This is a genomic window from Maribacter sp. MMG018 (assembly GCF_018100785.1).
GTDB lineage: Bacteria > Bacteroidota > Bacteroidia > Flavobacteriales > Flavobacteriaceae > Maribacter.
On record NZ_JAGJEC010000001.1, the window covers coordinates 997,626 to 1,020,461 of the forward strand.

General features: G+C 39.5%; 19 protein-coding genes. 11 read left to right on the forward strand and 8 right to left on the reverse strand.

Annotated features, from left to right (window positions below; genetic code table 11):
* Nucleotides 1-59: 59 nt before the first annotated feature.
* The 8 genes from J8L85_RS04340 (at nucleotide 60) to J8L85_RS04375 (ending at nucleotide 11,038) form a co-directional block, all read left to right on the forward strand.
* The gene (locus J8L85_RS04340) at nucleotides 60-3,074 is read left to right on the forward strand and encodes a TonB-dependent receptor (RefSeq protein ID WP_211014900.1); all 3,015 of its coding nucleotides are present in this window, start codon (nucleotides 60-62) and stop codon (nucleotides 3,072-3,074) included.
* A 28-nt stretch (nucleotides 3,075-3,102) separates the two neighbouring features.
* Nucleotides 3,103-4,719 (forward strand): RagB/SusD family nutrient uptake outer membrane protein, encoded by a 1,617-nt coding sequence (locus J8L85_RS04345; RefSeq protein WP_211014902.1) that lies wholly within the window; start codon nucleotides 3,103-3,105, stop codon nucleotides 4,717-4,719.
* Nucleotides 4,720-5,003: 284 nt separating this feature from the next.
* A complete protein-coding gene (locus J8L85_RS04350; RefSeq protein ID WP_211014905.1) occupies nucleotides 5,004-5,705 on the forward strand; it encodes a FadR/GntR family transcriptional regulator in 702 nt (233 codons plus the stop codon).
* Nucleotides 5,706-5,957: 252 nt separating this feature from the next.
* Entirely contained in the window at nucleotides 5,958-7,235 is a 1,278-nt protein-coding gene (locus J8L85_RS04355) for an MFS transporter (RefSeq protein ID WP_211014907.1), read from the forward strand.
* A 22-nt stretch (nucleotides 7,236-7,257) separates the two neighbouring features.
* The gene (locus J8L85_RS04360) at nucleotides 7,258-8,019 is read left to right on the forward strand and encodes an SDR family NAD(P)-dependent oxidoreductase (protein WP_211014909.1); all 762 of its coding nucleotides are present in this window, start codon (nucleotides 7,258-7,260) and stop codon (nucleotides 8,017-8,019) included.
* 41 nt (nucleotides 8,020-8,060) lie between these two features.
* Nucleotides 8,061-9,101, forward strand: a complete 1,041-nt coding sequence (locus tag J8L85_RS04365) for a sugar kinase (RefSeq protein WP_211014911.1) — start codon at nucleotides 8,061-8,063, stop codon at nucleotides 9,099-9,101.
* A 39-nt stretch (nucleotides 9,102-9,140) separates the two neighbouring features.
* Complete coding sequence (locus tag J8L85_RS04370; protein ID WP_211014913.1) at nucleotides 9,141-10,361, forward strand: 6-phosphofructokinase; 1,221 nt, start codon at nucleotides 9,141-9,143, stop codon at nucleotides 10,359-10,361.
* Between the two features lie 8 nt (nucleotides 10,362-10,369).
* Nucleotides 10,370-11,038 (forward strand): bifunctional 4-hydroxy-2-oxoglutarate aldolase/2-dehydro-3-deoxy-phosphogluconate aldolase, encoded by a 669-nt coding sequence (locus J8L85_RS04375; protein WP_211014915.1) that lies wholly within the window; start codon nucleotides 10,370-10,372, stop codon nucleotides 11,036-11,038.
* Nucleotides 11,039-11,474: 436 nt separating this feature from the next.
* Here J8L85_RS04375 and J8L85_RS04380 read toward each other — a convergent pair whose 3' ends face one another.
* The 6 genes from J8L85_RS04380 to uxaC all read right to left on the reverse strand — a co-directional run bounded on the left by J8L85_RS04380 (nucleotide 11,475) and on the right by uxaC (nucleotide 18,822).
* On the reverse strand, nucleotides 11,475-12,461 hold the full coding sequence (locus tag J8L85_RS04380; RefSeq protein ID WP_211014917.1) for an alpha/beta hydrolase: 987 nt from the start codon (nucleotides 12,459-12,461) through the stop codon (nucleotides 11,475-11,477).
* A 251-nt stretch (nucleotides 12,462-12,712) separates the two neighbouring features.
* Nucleotides 12,713-14,257: an aldehyde dehydrogenase (NADP(+)) gene (locus J8L85_RS04385; RefSeq protein WP_211014919.1), complete on the reverse strand. Its 1,545-nt coding sequence runs from the start codon at nucleotides 14,255-14,257 to the stop codon at nucleotides 12,713-12,715.
* Between the two features lie 240 nt (nucleotides 14,258-14,497).
* Nucleotides 14,498-15,793 (reverse strand): TRAP transporter large permease, encoded by a 1,296-nt coding sequence (locus J8L85_RS04390; RefSeq protein ID WP_211016290.1) that lies wholly within the window; start codon nucleotides 15,791-15,793, stop codon nucleotides 14,498-14,500.
* A complete protein-coding gene (locus J8L85_RS04395; protein WP_211014921.1) occupies nucleotides 15,793-16,257 on the reverse strand; it encodes a TRAP transporter small permease in 465 nt (154 codons plus the stop codon). Before J8L85_RS04395 ends, J8L85_RS04390 begins: the two co-directional genes overlap by 1 nt.
* A 4-nt stretch (nucleotides 16,258-16,261) precedes the next feature.
* Nucleotides 16,262-17,248 carry a TRAP transporter substrate-binding protein gene (locus tag J8L85_RS04400; protein ID WP_211014923.1) on the reverse strand — a complete coding sequence of 329 codons (987 nt, stop codon included), beginning with the start codon at nucleotides 17,246-17,248 and terminating at the stop codon, nucleotides 16,262-16,264.
* A 155-nt stretch (nucleotides 17,249-17,403) separates the two neighbouring features.
* Nucleotides 17,404-18,822: a glucuronate isomerase gene (gene uxaC, locus J8L85_RS04405; protein ID WP_211014925.1), complete on the reverse strand. Its 1,419-nt coding sequence runs from the start codon at nucleotides 18,820-18,822 to the stop codon at nucleotides 17,404-17,406.
* 427 nt (nucleotides 18,823-19,249) lie between these two features.
* Between uxaC and J8L85_RS04410 the strand changes: the two genes are divergently transcribed.
* The 3 genes from J8L85_RS04410 to J8L85_RS04420 all read left to right on the forward strand — a co-directional run bounded on the left by J8L85_RS04410 (nucleotide 19,250) and on the right by J8L85_RS04420 (nucleotide 21,558).
* Nucleotides 19,250-19,633, forward strand: coding sequence for a hypothetical protein (locus tag J8L85_RS04410; RefSeq protein WP_211014927.1), 384 nt, complete (start codon nucleotides 19,250-19,252; stop codon nucleotides 19,631-19,633).
* 120 nt (nucleotides 19,634-19,753) lie between these two features.
* The gene (locus J8L85_RS04415) at nucleotides 19,754-20,794 is read left to right on the forward strand and encodes a histidine kinase (RefSeq protein WP_211014929.1); all 1,041 of its coding nucleotides are present in this window, start codon (nucleotides 19,754-19,756) and stop codon (nucleotides 20,792-20,794) included.
* Nucleotides 20,795-20,796: 2 nt separating this feature from the next.
* Complete coding sequence (locus tag J8L85_RS04420) at nucleotides 20,797-21,558, forward strand: LytTR family DNA-binding domain-containing protein (protein WP_211014931.1); 762 nt, start codon at nucleotides 20,797-20,799, stop codon at nucleotides 21,556-21,558.
* Between the two features lie 127 nt (nucleotides 21,559-21,685).
* On the opposite strand, the gene J8L85_RS04425 is transcribed toward J8L85_RS04420, so the two are convergent.
* Entirely contained in the window at nucleotides 21,686-22,291 is a 606-nt protein-coding gene (locus tag J8L85_RS04425) for an SIMPL domain-containing protein (RefSeq protein WP_211014933.1), read from the reverse strand.
* A 26-nt stretch (nucleotides 22,292-22,317) separates the two neighbouring features.
* On the reverse strand, nucleotides 22,318-22,740 hold the full coding sequence (locus J8L85_RS04430) for a hypothetical protein (protein WP_211014935.1): 423 nt from the start codon (nucleotides 22,738-22,740) through the stop codon (nucleotides 22,318-22,320).
* Nucleotides 22,741-22,836 lie beyond the last annotated feature (96 nt).

The following is a 22,836-nucleotide window of genomic DNA, read 5'->3' on the forward strand; positions in this document are numbered from 1 at the left end:
TTATCCAAGCCAAAAAATGGCATCGATTAATTCAATAAAACTAACTTAATTTAACACAAATGAATTTAAAAACGAAACTAACATTGATAACGGCATTGATAATCAATGCTGTATTGATGGCACAAAGTGATTATACTTTGACTGGTACGGTAACAGACGAGGCTAACGTTCCCGTTCCCGGGGTAAACGTCATTATACAGAATACTACTACTGGTACCTCTACCGATTTTGACGGTAATTATTCGATTACGGTCAAGAGTGGTGATGTATTGGAGTTTTCATCGCTTGGATATTCCAAAAAAGTGATAACCATTAATGGGCAGCAAACCCTGAACGTTGTTCTTGCAGAAGATGCAAGCCAATTGGAAGAAGTGGTTGTCGTTGGTTACGGTTCTCGTAAGAAGAGTGATATTACGGGGTCGGTTGCCTCGGTAAAATCTGAAGAGTTGAACGCGTTCCCATTAGCTAGTGCAGAACAGGCACTTCAGGGGCGGGCCGCTGGTGTAGTGGTGCAATCCAATAATGGTGGTGAGCCAGGCGCTCCAATTTCTATTAAGGTTAGGGGTAATACATCTATAGGGGCCAATAGCGCACCTCTTGTGGTGGTAGACGGTTTTGTGGGGGCAACAATGCCACAACCAAGTGATATACAGTCTATAGAAGTTCTTAAAGATGCTTCTGCAACGGCCATTTACGGTTCTAGAGGTTCTGGAGGGGTGGTATTGGTTACTACTAAAAAAGGTAGAAGCGGAAAGATATCTGTAGAGGTAAATACCAATTATTCTATTCAAAGTACGGCAAATAGACTGGATCTATTGAATGCGGACGAGTTTGCAAGGTATCAGCAAATTATAAACCCCGCATATGTACAGGGTCCGGAAGATACAGATTGGCAAGATGTAATCTATACTACAGGTAGTACAGAAAATCATCAGTTCTCTTTTTCTGGAGGCTCCGAAAAAATAAACTTTTATGCTTCGGCAAACTATTTTAAGCAAGATGGTATTGTCGTTAATTCGGATTTTGAAAAATTAACTTTTCTATCAAATATTGATGCTCAGGTGACCGATAAGTTAAAGTTGGGCATGAATCTTTTTGGTAGTAGGGGAGTTAAAAATGGTGTTCTTACACAATCTACCGGTTCAGATCCACTGGGTAGTGTAAACGGTGGTGGAGACGATGTTGTGTCGCTGGCATTTAGGTTTACTCCAGATAGGGGTATATATGACGAAAATGGTGATTTTACACAAAACTCTGTCGGAGACGGTGTCGAAAATCCATATGCGGTCGCCAACGAATTAAGAAATGAGACCACAACCGATAGTTATAGAACAAATTTATATGCAAACTATGACCTTTTGGAAAACCTTACGTTTAAAACCACATTTGGTTATAGTACGCTTAATGAAACCGTTGGATATTTTAAACCGCAAACTTTTCAACTTTCCACAGGAGGGGCAAGTTTGTCCGACCGTAGGACTACCAATGTTTTAAGTGAAAATTATTTGACGTACAATGCGAAGATCGGAAAAGGCAACCTTACCTTATTAGGAGGGTATTCTTACCAAAAAACAAAGACCATACGTTTTTCCGCAAGTACCCAAGAACTTCTTTCCGACGACTTTCTTTGGTATAACTTGGCTGCCGGCCATGTAGAAACGAGAAGGGTTTCCTCTTCTTTCTCAGAATCTGAGATCCAATCGCAATTCGGAAGATTGAATTATGATTTTGACGATAAATATTTATTGACCGCTACCGTAAGAAGGGATGGTGCATCCAACTTTGCTGAAAATGAAAAATATGCCATTTTCCCATCTGGAGCCATAGGTTGGAAAATATCCAACGAAAACTTTTTAAAGGACAGCGAAACTATTTCCAACTTAAAGTTAAGGGCCAGTTACGGTGTTACCGGTAATCAAGCGATTTCTCCATATCAATCATTGGCAGAACTTGCGGTTACACCATCTACGGCAGTAGCAACAGATCCTTCTATTTCTGTTAGTCAAGAGGCCAATCCGGATTTAAAATGGGAATCCTCCTATCAAACAAACGTAGGTTTGGATTTAGGGTTGTTCAACAATAGAATTTCTCTTTCATTGGACTATTATAATATAGATACCAAAGACCTATTATTGGAAACAGCTACCTCACCTGCATATAGCGGTGCCACGGATCTAGAGGTTTTCTCAAACGTAGGGGAAATAAACAATAGGGGATTTGAGATTTCTTTGAGTACAAGAAATATAAGTAATGATAATTTTAGCTGGACTACCGATTTTAATTTATCCGCCAACAAGAACGAGGTAATAAAATTAAATAACGGAGATATTATAGATAGTGCAGCCCCTGGATACTTTTCTTCCGGTAAGGACACCTATATTTTAAGAGAAGGTGAAGCTATAGGTCTTTTTTGGGGACATGAATATAGAGGTGTTTACCAAGGAGGCGATTTGCCTGCCGGAACGGCACTTAAAGGTTCGTTCTCAGAACCGGGCGACCCATTGTTCACCGATGTAGACGGTAGTGGCGAAATTGATACCGGTGATCAAAAAATAATAGGGGATCCAAATCCTGATTTCACTTTTGGGTTTACCAATAATTTTAGATACAAAAATCTGGACCTGAATATATTTTTCCAAGGTTCTCAAGGTGGGGAGATTATGAATCTTACCAATGTACAATTGTATAACGGCGACTCAAATTCGGTTTCGGATATCTTTAATGCCTGGACGCCTACCAATACAGATACGAACATACCTTCCAATAAGATCAGGGATAGGGAAATTTCCTCACGTTTTATAGAGGATGGAAGCTACATAAGGTTAAAAAATATAGCTATAGGTTACAATTTTCCAACGGACATTGTAGAGAGGTTCGGGGTAGATAATTTAAGAGTGTCGGTAAGTGCTCAGAACTTATGGACCATTACAAATTACTCCGGTTTAGATCCTGAAGTAAGTTATTTTGGAAGTGGTGGTGGAGATACAGGCTCTGCAAACGTAGTTCAAGGACATGATTTTGGTAATTACCCAACTGTAAAATCTGTGAATTTCAACCTTAGTTTAAAATTTTAATCAATAATTAAAAAAACATATATATATAATGAAGACATATAAATATTTATTCTTATTGATAGGATTATCAATTATAGGATGCTCAGATTTAGAAGAAGATCCAATTACCGAATTAAGTCCCGATGACTATTTCAGCTCTTTGAGCTTGGAACAGGTGGAAGGTTTTACAAATGGGGCTTATGCACATATGGTTCACAGGAATTTTATGTCTAGGGAAATGACACAGACGCTTATGTTTCGAAGCGATATGATGGCCATAGGAAGAACCGGGGCGCAAGAAAGGATCGACCATGATGATTTTACCGTACAAGCAGATAACGGGTTAATTGCCGGAGGAAACAATACGTATTGGTCAAAGGTGTATCAAATTATTGGAGCTGCCAATGAAGCGGTCAAGGCAGGGGAACTGTTGACCGAGGGAGATGAGGCAGAGATCAATGAAGTTGTGGCTAGAGCGCGTTTTGCCCGAGCATTCGCATATTTTCATTTGGTAAGACAATTTGGGGATATTCCTTATTTAGACCATACTACGGCATTATCGGAAGCGGCGATCGCTCCAAGAACACCTGCAGCTACCGTTTACGAGAACATAATTGAAGATTTGGAGTTTGCCAAACAATGGTTGCCCAATACACAACCTTCTAGGGCCATACCGGCCAAGTCGGCGGCAAGTTCTTATTTGGCACTGGTGTACCTAACGTTAGAAGAGTGGCAAAATGCCTATGATGAAGCAAAAGAAGTCATAGACAACGAAGGGGTTTATAACTTAGGGCTGGAACCTGACTTTCAGAGTTTGTTCGATGCCTCTAAACAAGATACTTCGATAGAACCCATTTTTGTGTTGGATTTTACAGGTATTTCCGATGGAGACCAAGGTAGAGACTATCAAGCGGCATTTACCGGTATTAGAGGTGATGACCAGTACGTTAAAGCGGACGGAAGCTCAACCGGAGGAGGTTGGTCCGTAGAGGTACCGGCACTTAAAGTGTATACTACTTGGGATGACCAAGATTATAGAAGGGCCGTTACTTTTGATGATAAGGCGCTTCAAAATGGCGTTGTAACGGAATATACCGATTTTGTCGAAGGGTCCGGAGGTTCGGCAGTAAACCGTCCTCACGTTGCCAAGTATACCCGTTTGGCGGATGGTACGTCTACAGAAGGTAATGGTAGAACATCGATGTCCAACTATTATATGATGCGTTATGCAGAGGTGTTGATGATCGGGGCAGAGGCTGCGAATGAATTGGGAATAACGGCCGATGCCGAGAGTTGGGTAAACAGGGTAATGGCAAGAGCTAGGTCTGGTGGAGTTATCAGTGGTGGTGTCAATGACGGAACCGTGATACCCGAGAGTACAGTTCCTGCAGATTTTTCCGGTTTGTCTCAAGACGATTTTAGATCTAGGTTGTTGGAAGAACGTAGGTTGGAGTTTGCTTACGAGATGAAGAGATGGTACGACATTGTTAGAAGAAAATTAGGAGATGAGGCCTTCGGTTCCAATGGGTTGGAATCGGAAGTATCGACAGAGTCGGGAGTTGGTCCAGGACCAAAATCTTTTGACCCAAGTAGAGATTACTTGTTGCCGATCCCTATTTCTGAAATATTGATAAACCCTAACCTGACACAAAACCCAGGGTATTAAGATCATAATTTTTTGGATCCGGTTAGTTATGCATTTTACTTATAGTGACTCTAAGAAATTGCATTATGTATAACTGATGTTTGAAAATAAAAATAGTTGTTTGAGTTGAGTTGGTTTTTGGGATTTTACTGGCTTGTTTATCAAGCCAGTAAATCTTCCAACTATAAATTTGAATAACTTTAAAGTAATTAAACGGGTTAAATATTTGATAACACAGTTATTTTTATAAATTTGAATAACCAATCTGGTTAACCAATTTTTCAGGTCACGATATAAATGCATATATGAAGTTAGAAATCCTTACGAACAATGACAATCAAGAGATTCAAAACGGTATAATTTCCAATATCCGTGATTTGATAAATTATAAAAATCTTGAGCCAGGCGATAAACTTCCTTCTGAAAGAATGTTATCGGAAAAGTTTGGGGTAAGCAGAAGCAATGTTAGGGAGGCTATTCAAAAATTGGAGTTCTATGGTATATTAAAATCAAAACCACAAAGTGGAACTTTTGTGGCGGATATAGGGCAAGTAGCCATGAACGGTATGTTAGATGATATTTTGAGATTAAAGACGCCGGACTTTAAATCGTTGGTGGAGACCAGAATATTGTTAGAGTTGAAAACCGTAAGGTTGGCATCCCAAAGAAGAACGGATAAGGATTTGGAAAAAATGGAGCAGGCTTTGGAAGCTTATAAACAAAAGGTTACCAACGGAGAAGATGCCGTACAAGAAGATTTGCTATTTCATTTGGCAATTGCCAAGGCCAGTGGCAATAGTACCATGAATACATTTATGTTGATCATTACCCCTGAGATAATCACGAATTTTGAAAAGTATCATGTATGTGATAAAAATCAGGCATTTATGGGTATTCAAGAGCACCAAGATATTTTTGAGGCCATTAAGGCGCAAGACCCACAGTTGGCCAAAGAAAAAATGAAAATACATTTTAAGACATTGTATCAGTACTGTTATAATATTTAAGATCAAAACATGAACAGAAAGACAAAATTGCACGCTTTTGTCTTTCTATATAATTATAAATGAAGGGATTTAATACTAAACTCTGCTCTACAAAATTACAACATGCTTAATGTTCGTTAAGTATTTTTCAAATTTTTAGTCAAGGTTTAAGTATTTGGAAATAAGAGGATATTGTTTCCGGTTGTGTGCCATTTATGGTATACATACATGGGAAACATATGCCAAGTAATCTTTTTTCGAAAAATAGTCAATATGAAAGTTAAAGGTTTAAGATGGTGGATTATCACGTTGATCTGTTTGGCAACGGTTATCAATTATATAGATAGGACGGCATTTGGTGTTATGTGGCCAGAAATGGGCAAAGACCTTGGGATGGATGAGTCCGATTATGGTATAATGCTAAGTATTTTTATGGGTACCTATGCCATAGGTAAGTTCCTCTCGGGTAAATTATACGATATTATCGGTACAAGAATGGGTTTTGTGGTATCGATCGTTGTTTGGTCGGTAGCTTCTGTATTTCACGCCTTTGCCAGAGGGCTTGTGTCGCTTACCATTTTTAGGGCCCTTTTAGGGCTGGGCGAAGCAGGTAATTGGCCAGGAGCGGTAAAAAGTAATGGAGAGTGGTTTCCTGTAAAACAACGTGCCATAGCACAGGGTATATTTAATGCGGGGGCATCACTGGGAAGTGTAATAGCACCTCTTTTGATCGCTTATTTATACGGGCATTTTGGTTGGCGTACTACCTTTATCATTATTGGGGCAGTAGGGTTGTTATGGGTAATTCCATGGTTGTTCGTTAATAAGTCCAAACCTGGTAAACACCCTTGGATCACAGAAGAAGAGCTGAAGTTTATTAACTGTGATAGAATTGGTGATCTACCTAAGGAAGACAACGAAAAGGGATTGTCGGTTCTTCAGATTCTGAGTTACAAAGAATCATGGGGCGTGTTGGCCTCTAGGTTTTTTATAGAGCCAATTTGGTGGTTGTTCGTAGGGTGGATGCCTCTTTACCTGAATTCTAAATTCGGTTTTAGTGTAGAGGAAATTGGCTCGACGATTTGGATATCCTACCTAGGAGGTATGGCAGGTAGTATCTTCGGTGGATGGTACAGTGGTAAATTGATGGAAACAAAATCAGTGGATGCCGCAAGAAAAATAACCATAACCATTGGAGGGGCGTTGATATTCCTTGGCTTGTTGGGTATCATTTTCTTGGTAAACGAAAATAACCCAATGACCTTTATTTACATAGTGGCCATCGTTCTTTTTGGTTTTCAGTTTGCCATAGGAAATATACAAACAATATCAAGTGATTTGTTCAGAGGCCCGTCGGTAGGTACTTTGGCCGGACTGGCCGGAACCGTAGCGGCGGTATCGGTCATTATCATGAACTCGTTGATACCTATGATAGCGCAAGTATCCTATACCCCTGCATTTATTGTAATAGCGGTATTGGCACCAATGGCCGTACTATCCATTTATACATTGATAAAAAGAATTAGACCAGTAGAAATTGAATCAGCATAATCAGATTAATATTTAAATAGTTATGAGTTTAGAGAAAAAAGTAGCAGTAATTACAGGAGCAACCGGAGGTATTGGTTTTGAAGTGGCCAAAAGATTGGGACAAGACGGTTATATTGTTATATTGAACGGTATTGACGATGAAGCAGGTGCAGAAAGGTTAAAGGAACTTTCAGCAGAAGGTATTACTGCAGAGTATTACGGCTTTGACGTTACAAATGAAGAAGCTGTAACCTCCAATATCGTTACGATAGGGGAGAAGTATGGAAAAATTGATGTGCTTGTAAATAATGCAGGTGGATTGGGCGGAAGATCGCGATTTGAAGAAATGACGACGGAGTTTTATAGATCGGTAATGGCATTGAATCTAGATTCTGTGTTTTTTGCTTCAAGAGCTGCTATTCCTTTCCTTAAAAAAGGAGATTTACCTACGATCATCAATTATACATCTATCGCAGCTTGGAATGCCGGTGGACCTGGTGCGGGAATTTATGGTACCTCTAAAGCGGGTGTACACGCCATAACAAGAGCATTGGCAAAAGATCTTGCCGAGTATGGAATTAGGGTGAATGCAGTATCTCCAGGTACGATAGACACTCCTTTTCATGCACAGATAAAATCGACGAAACCTGAAGTGTTCGCGTCATGGAAGAACAATATCTTGTTAGGAAGATTAGGTCAGCCTGAAGAAGTGGCCTCGGTTATTTCATTTTTGGCAGGAAAAGACGCTGCCTTCCTTACAGCTGAAACTATCCAAATCGGAGGTGGACAAGGTTTAGGAATTTAAAAGAGACAACAGACCAATCAATAAAAGTAAGATCATTTAATATGAAAAAAGTAGTAACATTTGGGGAGATTATGCTTCGTTTGGCGCCCCCGGGTTTTTTGAGGTTCTCCCAAGCCACTAGTTTTGATGTGGTATATGGGGGCGGTGAATCCAATGTTGCCGTATCGTTGGCAAACTATGGTATTCCCGTAGATTTTGTAACACGACTGCCAAAAAACGATATTGGAGAATGTGCGTTAATGGAAATGCGCAAACGAGGGGTAAATACACAAAATATCATTTTTGGAGGTGACCGTTTGGGAATCTATTTCTTGGAAACTGGAGCGGTAAGCCGGGGTAGTAAAGTGGTCTATGACAGGGCGCATTCAGCTATTAGTGAAATAAAGCCCGGAATGATCGATTGGAAAAAGGTGTTCGATGGTGCCGGTTGGTTTCATTGGACCGGAATTACACCGGCCATTTCACAAGGAGCTGCCGATGCGTGCTTGGAAGCGGTAAAAGTGGCCAGTGACATGGGAATCACTATTTCTACCGATTTAAATTACAGGGCAAAACTTTGGAATTATGGTGGAGACCGCGAAGCTATAATGACAGAACTAACGTCTTACTGTGATATTATCTTGGGTAATGAGGAAGATGCGGAAAAGCATTTTGGTATAAAGCCCGAAGGATTGGATATTACCACTCAGGGTGAACATGTAAAGGCAGAGGCATTTTTATCGGTCTGTAAACAGATGATGAAAAAGTTCCCAAAGGCCAAAAAGGTGATAACTACATTAAGAGGTTCGATTTCAGCTTCTCACAATACATGGGCGGGTGTCTTGTATGATGGTACAACCATGTTCAAAACACGGGAATATCAAATTACAGATATCGTAGATCGTGTAGGTGGTGGCGATTCTTTTATGGGAGGACTTATTTACGGTTTATTGACATATCCAGGTGATGATCAGAATGCATTGGATTTTGCCGTGGCGGCATCTTGTTTAAAACATACTATAAAAGGAGATGCCAACTTGGTCACTGTAGAAGAGGTCAATAAATTAATGGGGGGTGATGCCTCGGGCAGGGTGTCTAGATAATCGGCAATAATTAGTTTTATTTTTCCATAATTTAAGAGCATGTCAACAAAATCCATATTAATTCTTTGTGGTGGCGGTCCTGCTCCCGGCATAAATTCTGTAATCAGTACGGTTGCAAAGGCCTTTTTAAAAGATGGCTATCGAGTGCTGGGCCTGCACGAAGGGTTTAAAGGAATATTTGACAGGAATCCTAAAATTAAGGAATTCGATTTTTCTCATGCTGACAGAATTTTTAGTAGGGGCGGTTCAACTTTGATCATGAGCCGCTTTAAGCCCAAGAATGAAAAGCTAAACACTAACCTTTTTAGCAAGAACAATGTAAAACTGTTGGTTAGTATCGGTGGGGATGATACTGCATCTACTGCCAACAGAATTACGGGCTATTTAAAAAAGGAAGGGATTTCCATTTCCAATATCCATGTTCCAAAGACCATTGATAACGATCTGCCTCTGCCCGATAGGAATCCCACATTTGGTTTTCATTCGGCCAAAGATGAGGGAGTGAGAATTGGGAATACCACGTATGAGGATGCCCGTACTAGCCAAAACTGGTTTGTAATGTCGACTATGGGCCGCTCGGCAGGCCATTTGGCATTCGGTATCGCCGCAAGCTGTCATTTTCCGATGATGGTTATTCCAGAAATGTTTCATGGCACCAATATTACTTTTGATAAAGTAGTGCGTATGGTTATTTCTTCGATGATAAAAAGAAAGATCAAGAACATACATTATGGAGTTGCCCTTATAAGTGAGGGGGTTTTTCATAATATGCCCAAATCGGAACTGGATAAATGTGGTATCAACTTTACATACGATGCGCATGGTCACCCAGAATTGGGCAATGTGAGCAAGGCCCATATATTTAATATGCTGGTACAGCAAAAATTAAAGGAACTGGGTATAGATATTAAAAGTAGACCTGTAGAGTTAGGTTATGAACTTCGTTGTTGTAGGCCTATTGGTTTTGATCTAACATTATGTACCTTGTTGGGGCTTGGAGTTAAAAAGTTATTTGATGAGGGAAAAAGTGGTTGCATGGTTACGGCAAATTCTAGAGGTGAAGTTACCCCTCTTTTTTTGTCCGATATACAAGATGCATCCGGTAAAATAGCTCCTAGGCTGGTAGATGTCGATTCTGAGTTCGCAAAACTATGTTTTCAAAATCTATATTATTTAAATACCGATGATTACGACGAGGCCAAAAAGTATGTAGACAATCCTTCGGCGTACGATTTCGATAAAATTTTAAAAGAAAAATAAGAATATAAATGGCACAATTTTCAAGAATAGAAGTAGCGCGGGTTATGCAAGAGTCTGGGATGGTTCCCTTGTTTTACCATCCTGATGTGGAATTAGGTAAGAAAGTACTCAAGGCATGTTATGATGGCGGGGCAAGATTGATGGAGTTTACCGCACGTGGCGATTTTGCCTTTGAGGTGTTTTCAGAACTGAACAAATATGCAATAAAAGAGCTTCCAGGTATGATTATGGGGGTTGGTTCTATCACAGATGCGGCTGCCGCTAGTATGTTTATGCAAATGGGAGCGAATTTTATAGTGACCCCTTCTTTACGCGAAGATATTGCTACCGTATGCAATCGTAGAAAGGTTTTGTGGTCGCCTGGATGTGGTTCGTTGACTGAAATTAACAGGGCCGAGGAATTGGGCTGTGAAATTGTAAAGTTGTTCCCAGGAGCCCTATATGGACCTGGTTTTGTAAAAGGGATCAAAGGGCCACAACCTTGGACAAGTGTTATGCCTACAGGAGGTGTAAGTACGGACGAGGAGAATCTTAAGGCGTGGTTTGATGCCGGTGTTACCTGTGTAGGAATGGGCTCAAAACTTATCAGTAAAGAAATTTTGGCTAAAAAGGACTTTGGTGGGTTGGAGAATACAGTTCGCGAAACTTTGGCGAAAATCAAAAAAATGAGAAACTGAACAGTACCCTGTTCTTAAACCTGTTTATACTATAAGGTGGTATTGACCGCTTATATTGGATGTAAAAGCGTGGGGGAATAGAAGTGTATATGTGAAGGTTGGGTTCGTACACCGTTATTTAATATGCTTGTTGCTTGATTTAAATACAGGCTCGTTTTTGCGCTATAATTTTTTGGTAAATGTATCGTATTTAGGGTGTGGTTTTTTAGTTTATCGAGTATTTTTTATAACTATAAGTTTATTATTTTTTAATTATAGATAACTTGTAGTTATCAATATTTGATTTGAACAAGGACTTCTGTTTGGTTTTAAATTGCTATATATCATTTATTTGTATGTAATTTTGGTCTTATTTTTGATTGTCGCTACCGGGTATCAATCCTATGAAGGTGTGTTTTTTTCGGTAATCTTATGGTATGTAAGGTTTCTTGAAGGCTTAAAATTGAAAAACTCGCTGTAGAAAGTTATCTATACCGTTCACCGAAGGCTCAAACCATGGGTGGTATAAGATAAATGAGTGGGGGGCCGTTTCAAAGGAAATAACCTCCGAATAAATATTATAATTACGAAGCATTTCTATAAAGTCATCCCTTCCGGCATGCATATGTGATACCGAACTGTTGATAAACAAAGAAGGGGGAGTTTTAGAATTTACATGGGTAAGCGGAGATGCCAACTTCCATAATAATGGGTTTTCTTTCTTGTTGTATCCGAACCAATGGGTGGCAGCGGAAATATTCTCGTTCTTCTCGCCACTGTCCGGATGTATAAAGGAAAGTGTACCATCTATATCTATAATGGCGTTTACATGTGATGATACTTCTGAAAAACAACCGTCATTTTCAAATATCGCTTTGTTGGCCGTGGTTCCTAGAAAGGCTGCTAACTCGCCACCTGCAGAAAAGCCGGAAACAACTATTTTTTCCGGATCTATATTGTAGGTTTCTGCATTGGCCCGTACCCAACGTATAACAGCTTTTAAGTCATAAATGGCGGAGGGAAAAAGAGCCTCGGTAGATAGTCTGTATTCGGGCGTAAAGCACACATACCCTCTATTGGCCAGTTGTTGTGCCAAAGGATGGTGTTGGCTTCTATGGCCCGTGCGCCAACCGCCACCATGAATAATGATAATGGCCGTTTTTAAAGAGGAAGAAGATGTATCGTTCTTAAAAACATCCAATTTAAGTTCACGTTCTCCCCATGAGCAATAGGTAATATCACGTTGTTCTTTTACAGTTTCAAGATCAAACTCTTTAACGATTTTAATTTGCGGGTGATCTTTTACATCTTTCGCATAGGCAGATGCTACGGTGAAAGAAGTATCCCTGATACCCGTAATACCCTCAAAACTTTGGGCGGCAATATTCTTGCAAACAAACACCGTAAAGGCAAAAAAAGCAAATAACGAAACTTTTAAATTCATAGACCTTCCTTATTTGACGGAGCTTGGGTGATCTGCTTTTCTCCCTCTTTATGATTCTGCCCTAGAAATCTAGGGAGTTTTTTTATGTTATATGATTTTTGGTCGTGCCCTTTTTACGGACCAATAGACTTTTTACCACTAACAAAACCGACCCATCTAAAAATAGAAATGATCGATATTATTTGATGTACATCAAATATTAGGTGCAAATATGGAAAATATGAGGTTAAAAACCTTGTTTTTTTTACTTTTTACAATTTTTCTTTTGTGAAATTTCCATCGACTAATCGCCATATATTCAAAGGATTGTCATCTTTTAACTCCTCTGGTAATAGTGCCTGTGGATAATCTTGGTAGCATACAGGGCGAACAAAACGTTTAATGGCGTTGGTGCCTACCGATGTAGAGCTTGGTGCGGTAGTTGCCGGAAAAGGACCGCCATGTACCATCGAGTGGCACACTTCTACGCCCGTAGGGAAACCATTGATCAATACGCGCCCTACCTTTTGTTCCAATATTTCAAATAATTCCCCAAAATTTTCCAGGTCTTCTTCGGTGCCATGTACCGTAGCGGTTAGGTGACCCTCTAGTTCTTTTGCCGCTTGTAGCAGTTTTTCTTTAGATACATCGGCCACTACGACAGAAGAGGGGCCAAAATTTTCTTCGGCAAGAGCACCATTGGATAAGAAAGTTTCGATATTGGTTTTAAATACGGTAGAAGCTACTTTATTGGCACCTTCCCCATTTTTTCCTTTCGCAACAGTTTCTAGGTTTTCTTGTGATTCAAAGTACTCAATGCCCTTTGTATAGGAAGATTGAATGCCCGAAGTTAACATGGTTCCTGCTTCTTGGGCATTAATTTTGTCTTGTAATGTATTAATAAAACCATTTGTAGGACCATCGGAAAGAAAGGTCAGTCCAGGATTGGTGCAGAATTGACCGACTCCCATGTTAATGGAGTTGGCCAAGCCTTCCGCGATTTTTTCTCCACGCTCTTTAAGGGCTTTCGGTAAAATAAATACGGGGTTGCTACTACCCATTTCAGAGAATACGGGAATTGAAACAGGTCTGTTGTTCGCATATTCGAAAATGGCCATGCCTCCACGGTAAGATCCCGTAAAACCTACGGCCTTGATGCCCTCATGTTTTACCAAAACTTCACCTACCTCAATTGAGTTTCCTTGTAGTAAGGTAAATGTTCCTTTTGGCATTCCTGTTTTTTCTATAGCCGTTTCAATTGCTTTTGCAACCAATTCGGTAGTACCCGGATGCGCGGGGTGTCCTTTATATACTACAGGGCAGCCCGCCGCCAAAGCAGAGGCGGTATCCCCACCTGCCGTAGAGAATGCCAAAGGAAAATTACTGGCACCAAATACGGCAACGGGACCTAAGGGAATCATCATGTGCCTAATGTCCGATTTGGGTATTGGTGTTCTATCCGGTTGTGCTTTGTCTATTCTAGCATCTACCCAAGACCCTTCTCTTACGACACTTGCAAATAATCGTAATTGGTTCATGGTTCTGCCTCGCTCTCCTTGTAAACGCCCTACGGGCAATGCTGTTTCTAAAGTACCGCGTTCTATGAGCTCATCCCCCAGATTTTCAATTTCAGTCGCTATCTGCTCTAAAAAGAGCGCTTTTTGTTCGTTTTTAACCTTTCTATATGTCTGAAATGCCTCTGAGGCCTCGTTTACGGCTTCATTTATCTCTGATTTGGTCGCATTTTTATAGTCACCTTCCAAAACTTCGTTTGTAGCCGGATTTACTGCTTTAAAATAATTTTTTTCGCTGCTCATAGTAATTCTTTAAAATTTGTATTAAAAAATACATGATAAAAATAACGAGATTATATTAGGCTTAGGCCCTTTTTATAGACCATTTTATCCATTTCTTTTCTAATGGATAATATATTATAACCTAAGGATAATATACTATAATGGCTATGCCCACATTTATGTCACATGGGTTTATTATGGCCATCTCGGATCAACCATGAAAGTGTATCACTTCATCTTTTTCGTGGGTGCCAAACCCTTTTATAGGTCGAACAATCTTGGCAACCATAAGCTTAATTCTGGGATATAGGTAACCAGAAACAAAGCTATTATCATTGCTACGAACAAAGGCAACAACGGTTTAAATACTTTTTGTATGGTGGTTTTTGCGACACTTACACCCACAAAGAGTACAGATCCAACTGGCGGGGTACAAATACCTATGCAAAGATTTAGGATCATAATGATTCCAAAGTGAACAGGGTCTAACCCTAATTTTGTGACCACTGGTAAGAAAATAGGTGTAAAGATCAATACGGCCGGGGTTATATCCATGAAAATACCCACGAATAATAATAGCAGGTTTATGATCAATAGAATTACAATTTTATTATCGCTAAGGCCCAATAATCCTGAACTTATGTCCTGTGGAATGTTTTCATAGGACAAGGCCCATGACATACACATAGAAGATCCTATCAATAACATTACAATGGCTGTTGTGGCAGTTGAATCCAATAGTATTTGTGGCAATTTAGGTATTGATATTTCTTTATAAATAAAGCCAAGGATCAAACTGTACAACACGGCAATTGCCGATGCTTCGGTGGCCGTAAATATACCGGAGACGATACCGCCGATGACTACTACCAACATAAATAGACTTGGAAGGGCGTCAATAAGTGTTTTTCCTACTTCTTTTAGAGTACTTCTCTTTCCGACTTTATACTTTTTCTTTTTCGCCCAGAACATGGCCACGATCATCAAGAAGAGTCCTGTCAATATCCCCGGAATATATCCCGCTAAAAACAATGTGGCTATAGATGCACCACCACTGGCCAAGGAATATACTATTAAGATATTACTGGGAGGTATGACCAGCCCTGTAGTTGCGGAGGTGATGTTCACCGCTGCGCCAAATTCTTTTGAATAACCTTCTTTTTCCATTTCTGGCCCTAGAATGCTCCCCATGGCAGAAGCCGAAGCTAGGGCAGAACCGGCAATGGCACCCATTAACATGGCGGCGATTACATTGATCAAGGCCAATCCGCCAGGGAGGGAACCCACCAGTGTTTTTGCAAATGCAATGAGCCGGTGGGCAATGCCACCTTTGTTCATTAGCTCGCCCGAGAGTATAAAAAAGGGTATGGCCAAGAGGGCAAAACTATCCAATCCGGTAGCCATTCTTTGTGAAACCGTTGTGAAAGCGGGCATTGCAGGTATACTCACCAACATGGTTAAAAGAGACGATATTGCAATGCTCCAGGCTACCGGTGTGCCAATGGCCAATAGGCAGATAAAGCTTATGACCAATACTAGAATAGGTATGTGTTCCATCATGATTTACGTATTAATAGATCCGATGTTTTATAGTATATGATCAAAAAGCCACTGATGGGAATAATAATGTACACTACAGCCAAGGGTAATTGCAAAGCGGGGGATTGTTGCCCTAGTACATAAGAGATATAGACCAAGCGGGAACCTCCTACAACGAAAGCAAAGAACACAAAGAGAATGATCAGTATGGTAACAATGGTCTTGAACCTGTTTTGTGTTTTTATATTGTAACGTGTGGGTAAAATATCAATGGTGACATGTAGGTTTTTGCCAGAAACATACGCCGCTCCCAGAACTCCGACCCAGATCATGAGATAACGAGCAAGCTCATCGGTAAAAGAACTTGGGTTTCCTGTTACGTACCTTGTAAATACCTGCCAAAGTACGTTTATGACCATGACGGACATGATAACAACAAGTGTTTTGCTTATAACACTATCAATTTTTGATCGTAATGCCATTGTATTATTGGTTAGTTGGTTTTGTTTCTTGTATCTGTTTTATCAAAGGGTAGATTTCCGTGTCATTTTTATATGAGTCATAGATTGCTTCCACTTTGTCCGCAAATGCCTTTTTATCGGGTCTTAAAATTTCTACGCCGGCTTTTTCTACTTCCCTAAGAGCCTCTGCTTCGGCCTCTGCCCATAATATTCGTTGGTATTTTACGGATTCTTTTACCGAGGCCCTTAACCAGGTTTGCTCTTGTTCCGTTAATTTGTTCCATGCATAGGTACCTATCAATAGCGCATCGGGTAAAACGGTATGTTCGTCCAGCGAATAGTATTTGCAAATCTCATAGTGTCTAGACAGGTAAAAACTGGGAGGATTGTTTTCGGCGCCATCTACTACGCCTTGTTGCAAAGAGGTGTAAAGTTCTCCCCAAGAAATTGGAGTCGGGGATCCGCCCAAGGCTTTTACCATGTTCACAGCAGTAGCACTTTCCATGACCCTTATTTTTTGCCCTTTAAGGTCCGAAGGTTTTAAAATGGGCTTTTTCATGGTGTAAAAACTTCGGCTTCCGGCATCATAGAACCCCAAGCCCTTTAGCCAGTATTTTTCACCTTCGTTTAAAAGTGTCTCACCTATGGGGCCATCCAAAACATCAAAAGAATGTTGACGATCCCGAAATAAGAAAGGTAGGCCCAGTACTTTTGTTTTTGGGGCAAAGTTTTCCAAGACCCCCACAGATACCTTGGTCATATCTAAACTTCCGATCTGCAAAAGCTCTAAACATTCCCTTTCGGTGCCTAATTGCTGACTGGGGTAGATTTTAAGTCTTAGTCGACCTCCAGAACGCTCAAAAAGATCTTCGCCCATTTTTACCATAGCCTTGTGCACAGAATGGCTTACATCAAGGCCATGGCCTAACCGTAAGGTCTTTACATCTGAGTGCGTTGAACAGCCCATGAAGAATGTGGAAAGTAACAACATGAATATTCGGACGTTTTTCATTTTAGCTGCGTGTTTTCTGTAAACCCCATTCCTTACTACAGGCCACATTAATGTTAGTGGCTGGGGTAGATCTTAAAAATCTCTTTGGATCCGATATTGAGGTGGTTTCCCTGAACGTTGTTACTTTCTTCATGGTCGGTTATATGGTTGGTCGGTTAAAAATTGAAATATTCTTTGGCATTGTTGTAGCAGATATCTTGAACGATCTGACCTACCAGATCAAAATCTTTCGGTATTTCCCCTTTCAACATTTCTTTTCCGAACAGGTTACAAAGTACCCTTCTGAAATATTCATGTCTTGGATAGGATAGAAAGCTTCTAGAGTCTGTCAGCATTCCTATAAAACAGCTTATGAGACCCATATTGGAAAGTGCGTTCATCTGTTTGGTCATACCGTCTTTTTGATCTAAGAACCACCACCCGGAGCCGAATTGTATTTTGCCCTTGGTTCTACCGTCATTGAAATTACCGATCATTGAGGCCAAAACTTCGTTGTCGGAAGGGTTCAGGTTATAGAGAATCGTTTTGGTCAGTTTATCTTTCGAATCCAGGCTGTTTAAAAAATTGGAAAGGGTAGAGGCCTGTGGGTAATCTCCGATAGAGTCCCAACCGGTATCCGGCCCTAACAAACGGTGCATTCTTTCGTTATTGTTTCTTAAGGCGCCCAAGTGAAACTGTTGTATCCATTGTAGGTTATGGTATTGCTCGCACAGGTATAATAATATGGCTGTTTGAAATTTCTCTTCCTCTTCTACCGTGATCGTTTTATTGGCCCTTCTTTTTTGAAAGATGTTTTCTATTTCGGTATCGGTATAGGTCTTGTACGGAATGTAACTTAAACCGTGATCGGATAATTTACAGCCGTTCGCATTAAAATAATCCAATCTTTTATAAAGTGCATCGCAAAGTGATTGGTATGTAGTAATATCCACTCCGCTTGCTTCTGCCAACTTATCTAGATATGAATTGTAGTTGCTGTCAGCAATTAATATGGCCTTATCGGGCCTAAACGATGTACTTATCTTTACTCCGAACCCATTTTTTGCAATATGGCGATGATGTTCTAGATTGTCGATAGGGTCTTCGGTGGTGCAAACTACCCTAACGTTCATTTTTTTTATCAGACTCTGACAGCTGTATGCGGTAGTTTGTAATTTTGCGGTAGCTTCGGTATAAATTTCATTGGCCGTAGAGGAATTTAATAAAAGGTCTATGTCAAAGTATCGTTTTAGCTCTAGATGCGTCCAGTGATATAGTGGATTTCTTAGGGTGTAAGGCACAGTTTTTGCCCAATGTGAAAATTTTTCATGGTCAGCGGCCGTACCGGTAATATATTTTTCTTCGATTCCGAAAGTACGCATGGCCCTCCATTTGTAGTGATCGCCATTGATCCATATCTGTGTTAGATTGTTATATATGTGATTCTCCGCAATTTCTTTGGGTGGAAGGTGGCAATGGTAATCGATAATGGGCATCGAAGCCGCAAATTCATGATAAAGTCTTTCAGAAAAATCATTTTCCAACAGAAAGTTATCATGAATAAATTTTTCTGTGTTTGGGGTCAATGTGTTCATTAATTTTCGTTTGATGGTTTTTCGATGGTAGCCGGTATCGTATTTTTTCTAATTTGAATAATCAACAATTAAATGGTTTTTTAGGTGATAGATGTTGTATAAAACTAAGTATTTTTTGTTTGTTCTGTAATTTACAAGATTACCGAGTGTAATCAGAATTTATATTTGTTATAAGTATCACAAGTTGAATAATATGGTATTGTTACTTGTTGATAATTAGTTGTTTAAGCTGCGTGTATTTTCTTTTGGGCCTTTTGGTTCTATCCAATTAACGGCCACTGGTCATTCGTGTTTATTTCAGTTGTAGAATAGGTTGTTTGGGGTTGATTTTCAGTCATTTCACATAATTAAAGCAATTTTAAAGAGAAGTGTTGTTCTACATTTGTCCCGAAATAATATTTAATAAAATCGAATAATTATAGATATCATGAAAAAAATAACAACCCTATTGGGTATAGGATTATTGGGGGCATTATTGATCTCGTTTACAGGAATCAACAAAATGTCGGTAAAAGATGATTATAAAAGTAAAGATCTTCTTGGGCTGTCACATAACCCCTTTGCAGAAGGCCTTAGAATGGAAATGGAATCTGCCAACATGAAGGCCGATGACCTGATGTTGGTCGAAGAGGAAGAAGAAATCGTTTTAGGATTTGATACGGCAGATTATTTGCCTTTTGGATTTAATGCATACGAGGGTATGGAGGTGGATCCCGATGATATTATATTAATGGAGGAAGAAGAGAAAGTAGAGCTAGGTTTTGACGTGGCTCCGTATCTGCCCGAGAACTTTGATCCATTTGCCAAATAAATGGATTCCAAGCTTATTTTGTTTTCTTTACAGGTCTTCGATTTATCGAAGACCTGTTCTTGAAAATAGTCTTGATTAAAACCGACCAACTAAAATTGATGTAAATTTGAGATACCGCCAATGAATAATCCAATGATGCTAAAACCGGTAAAATATACCCAAATAATAAGGGTGGCACTTTTATTGGCACTTCTTATATCGTTACCTAGAACCATTTATCTATATAATATGATAACGGAGGGTACAATGGATTTCTCCGGAAAATGGGTCGTTGATTTTTTATACCGCTATGTTTTCTTTTTCTTCTTTGCTTGGGGTGTATTGGAATTGAATACGAACGTAGGTTACCTAAGATTTAAAGGGTCTCATATTGCAAGAATGGTTTTGATGCTTGTAGCGGATATTATTGTTCTTATATTATTTTTAAAATTGTTCGGCCACTTTTTTCATTATGTAATGGGGGTAGAAATGGATTCTAAAGAACGGGGCTTTACCAAATTTAATTATATCATTTTATTGGTAGTACTATTCTTTATCGCCCGTGTTCTTAGATTGCAGGCAGATCAACAAGAAAGTAGAATAGAAAACGAGAAACTAAAACAACAAAACCTGCAGAACGAGTTAAATGCCCTAAAAAACCAAATAGACCCTCATTTTTTATTCAATTCACTGAATTCACTGACGTCGTTGATAAGAGAGAATAAAACGGCAACACAGTTTGTAAAAAAATTGTCTTACATGTATCGTTATATACTACAGAGCGGAGATTCGGATCTGGTGAGTATTCGTGAGGAACTTAAATATCTGGACAGTTATGCCTATTTAATGGAAACCAGATATAGGGATCGGTTACATATAGATGTACAGATAAATGAAGAATGTCTAGAGGAAAAAGTACCTCCGATGGCCCTGCAATTATTAGTGGAAAACGCGGTAAAACATAACGAGATTTCAGGGTCTAACCCGTTGACAGTAAATATTTTTGATAAGAACGGGTCTCTTTTTGTGGAAAATATCATAAGACCAAGAACAAACTTGGCGGACGGTACAAAAAACGGATTGATAAACCTTCAAAAAAGGTACGAGCTTTTATTAAAAGAAAAGTTGACCGTTAGAACTAGTGACAATATTTTCAGTGTAGAACTTCCTTTAACCAAATAATTATGAAAGTCGTAATCGTTGAAGATGAGCTTGCGGCCAGTGACAACCTTACCTATTTACTTAAGGCGGTAGATGCGCATATAGAAGTTGTTGATGTATTAGATTCCGTTAAAAGTGCGGTAGCGTATTTTAAAAGACCACACGGGGCGGAATTGATTTTTATGGACATTCATTTGGCGGACGGTATTTCTTTCGAAATATTCGAGAAGGTAAATATTGCCACTCCCATTATTTTTACGACCGCCTATGATCAATATGCCTTGAGGGCTTTTAAGGTGAACAGTATCGATTATTTGTTGAAACCCATAGACGAAGATGAGCTGAAAGATGCCATAAATAAACTAAAAAGCCATGTAAAAGAGCCCGTAATTGCCGAGAATCAAATTAAGGGCCTACTCAGCTTGATAAACGGAAAAGTTAAAAATTATAAAACCACGTTTTTAGTAGGGCACCGTGATCAATTAATTCCTTTAAAAGTAGCCGATATCGCGTATTTTAAAATAGATATGGGTGTTGTAAAAGGGGTTGCTCTGAGCGGCCAATCGTATGTGGTGGACGGGAAACTAGAAGAAATTGAAGAGGAATTGGATCCCGAGAATTTTTATAGGGTAAACAGACAGTTTATTATTAGAAAGGATGTCATAGAGAATATCAATTATTACTTTAACGGAAAATTGATCGTTAACGTAAGACCAGAGTCAGATGAACGCATTGTGGTCAGCAAGGCAAAGGCCACAGAGTTCAAAAACTGGGTAAATTCATAACCTTCTTTCTGTCTCTCTACATAGAAATATTGGTGTACGATCTCACAGAATTGTTTCTTGAAAATAAAAAATACCCGACCACCCCATGGGAGTGTTTCGGGTATTTTACCAAACCAACCAACTAAATTTATTTTGTGCTGTAGGTTACCGCTATGGTTAAAAAATCATCGGAATCATTGTAATAACCGGTCCACATATCGGTTAATGGCAAGTTTTCGGTAACTGAAATGACCTCACCTAAACTTTGGCCGGTTAAATCACAAAGTTTTTGGGCCTTGGCCGTTGCATCTGCCAAAGCAGTTTTTAACAAAGAGTCCATTGTTTTTTGGTCGATGGATGTTTTAAAGGAATATTGTAGTGTCACACCGTTCATCTTTACGGCCAATAATTTTTTTACAGTATCTTCAGAAGTGGTTTCAAACTCTAATACGGTGCCTTCTTTTTGATACCCGGCGGTAAGAAATTCCATGTCTTTCTCAACAAATTTTTCAGGGTCGAAACCTGTTTTTTTCAGAGCTTCAAAGTATTTTTCCTTAAATTCTTTAAGCGATTTAATTTGTGGGTCCGAATAGTATAATTGGTCCATATTCAAAGTAGCTTTTACTTTATGGGCCGTTACGTTTCTCTTTACGCAGGCCATACCTGTAACAGAAATTGTTTTTTGAAGGTCTTTGTTTTGGGCATTTACGGCCGTAGCGCCGATAACGGCACATAAAATGATAAATTTTTTCATGATTTTGATATTTGTTGTTTTAAAGATTAAAGGGTAAAAAGAAAAGAAGCGGCGATCATCCACACACCTACTATAAGTCCTAAGATGCCTAGCTTACCTTGTTTGGGTGCGATCTTACTTCTTAATTCGGCGGCTTTTTCCTGAGCTTCCGTGTTGTTTGACATAAAGAGTTTGTTTATAAGTCCAAAGCCCAGCATAAAACCCAGACCAGTCTGTACTAGACTTCCTGCAAATAAGGTAATCCACCAAATAGGAGCGGTTGTCAACCAGCCGATATTTAAGATGGCAGTGATGATGCCCCATACTCCAAGAATGCAGAAGACAAGGCCGATCCACCCTTGGTAAGGTTCAATTTTTTCCAATAGCTCTTTTGCGTTGGGTTTTTTTGAAAGCACTAATGAAGGTACTGCGATGATACTTAATAATACTAGGGTGATTCCGTTGATCATAATTTTGTTTTTAAATATTTTACGGTGTAAAAGTATTGTGGTTCAGAGCCACAAACAGCCCCTTATCCCGTAGAAATCACTCACTGAAAACAGGGA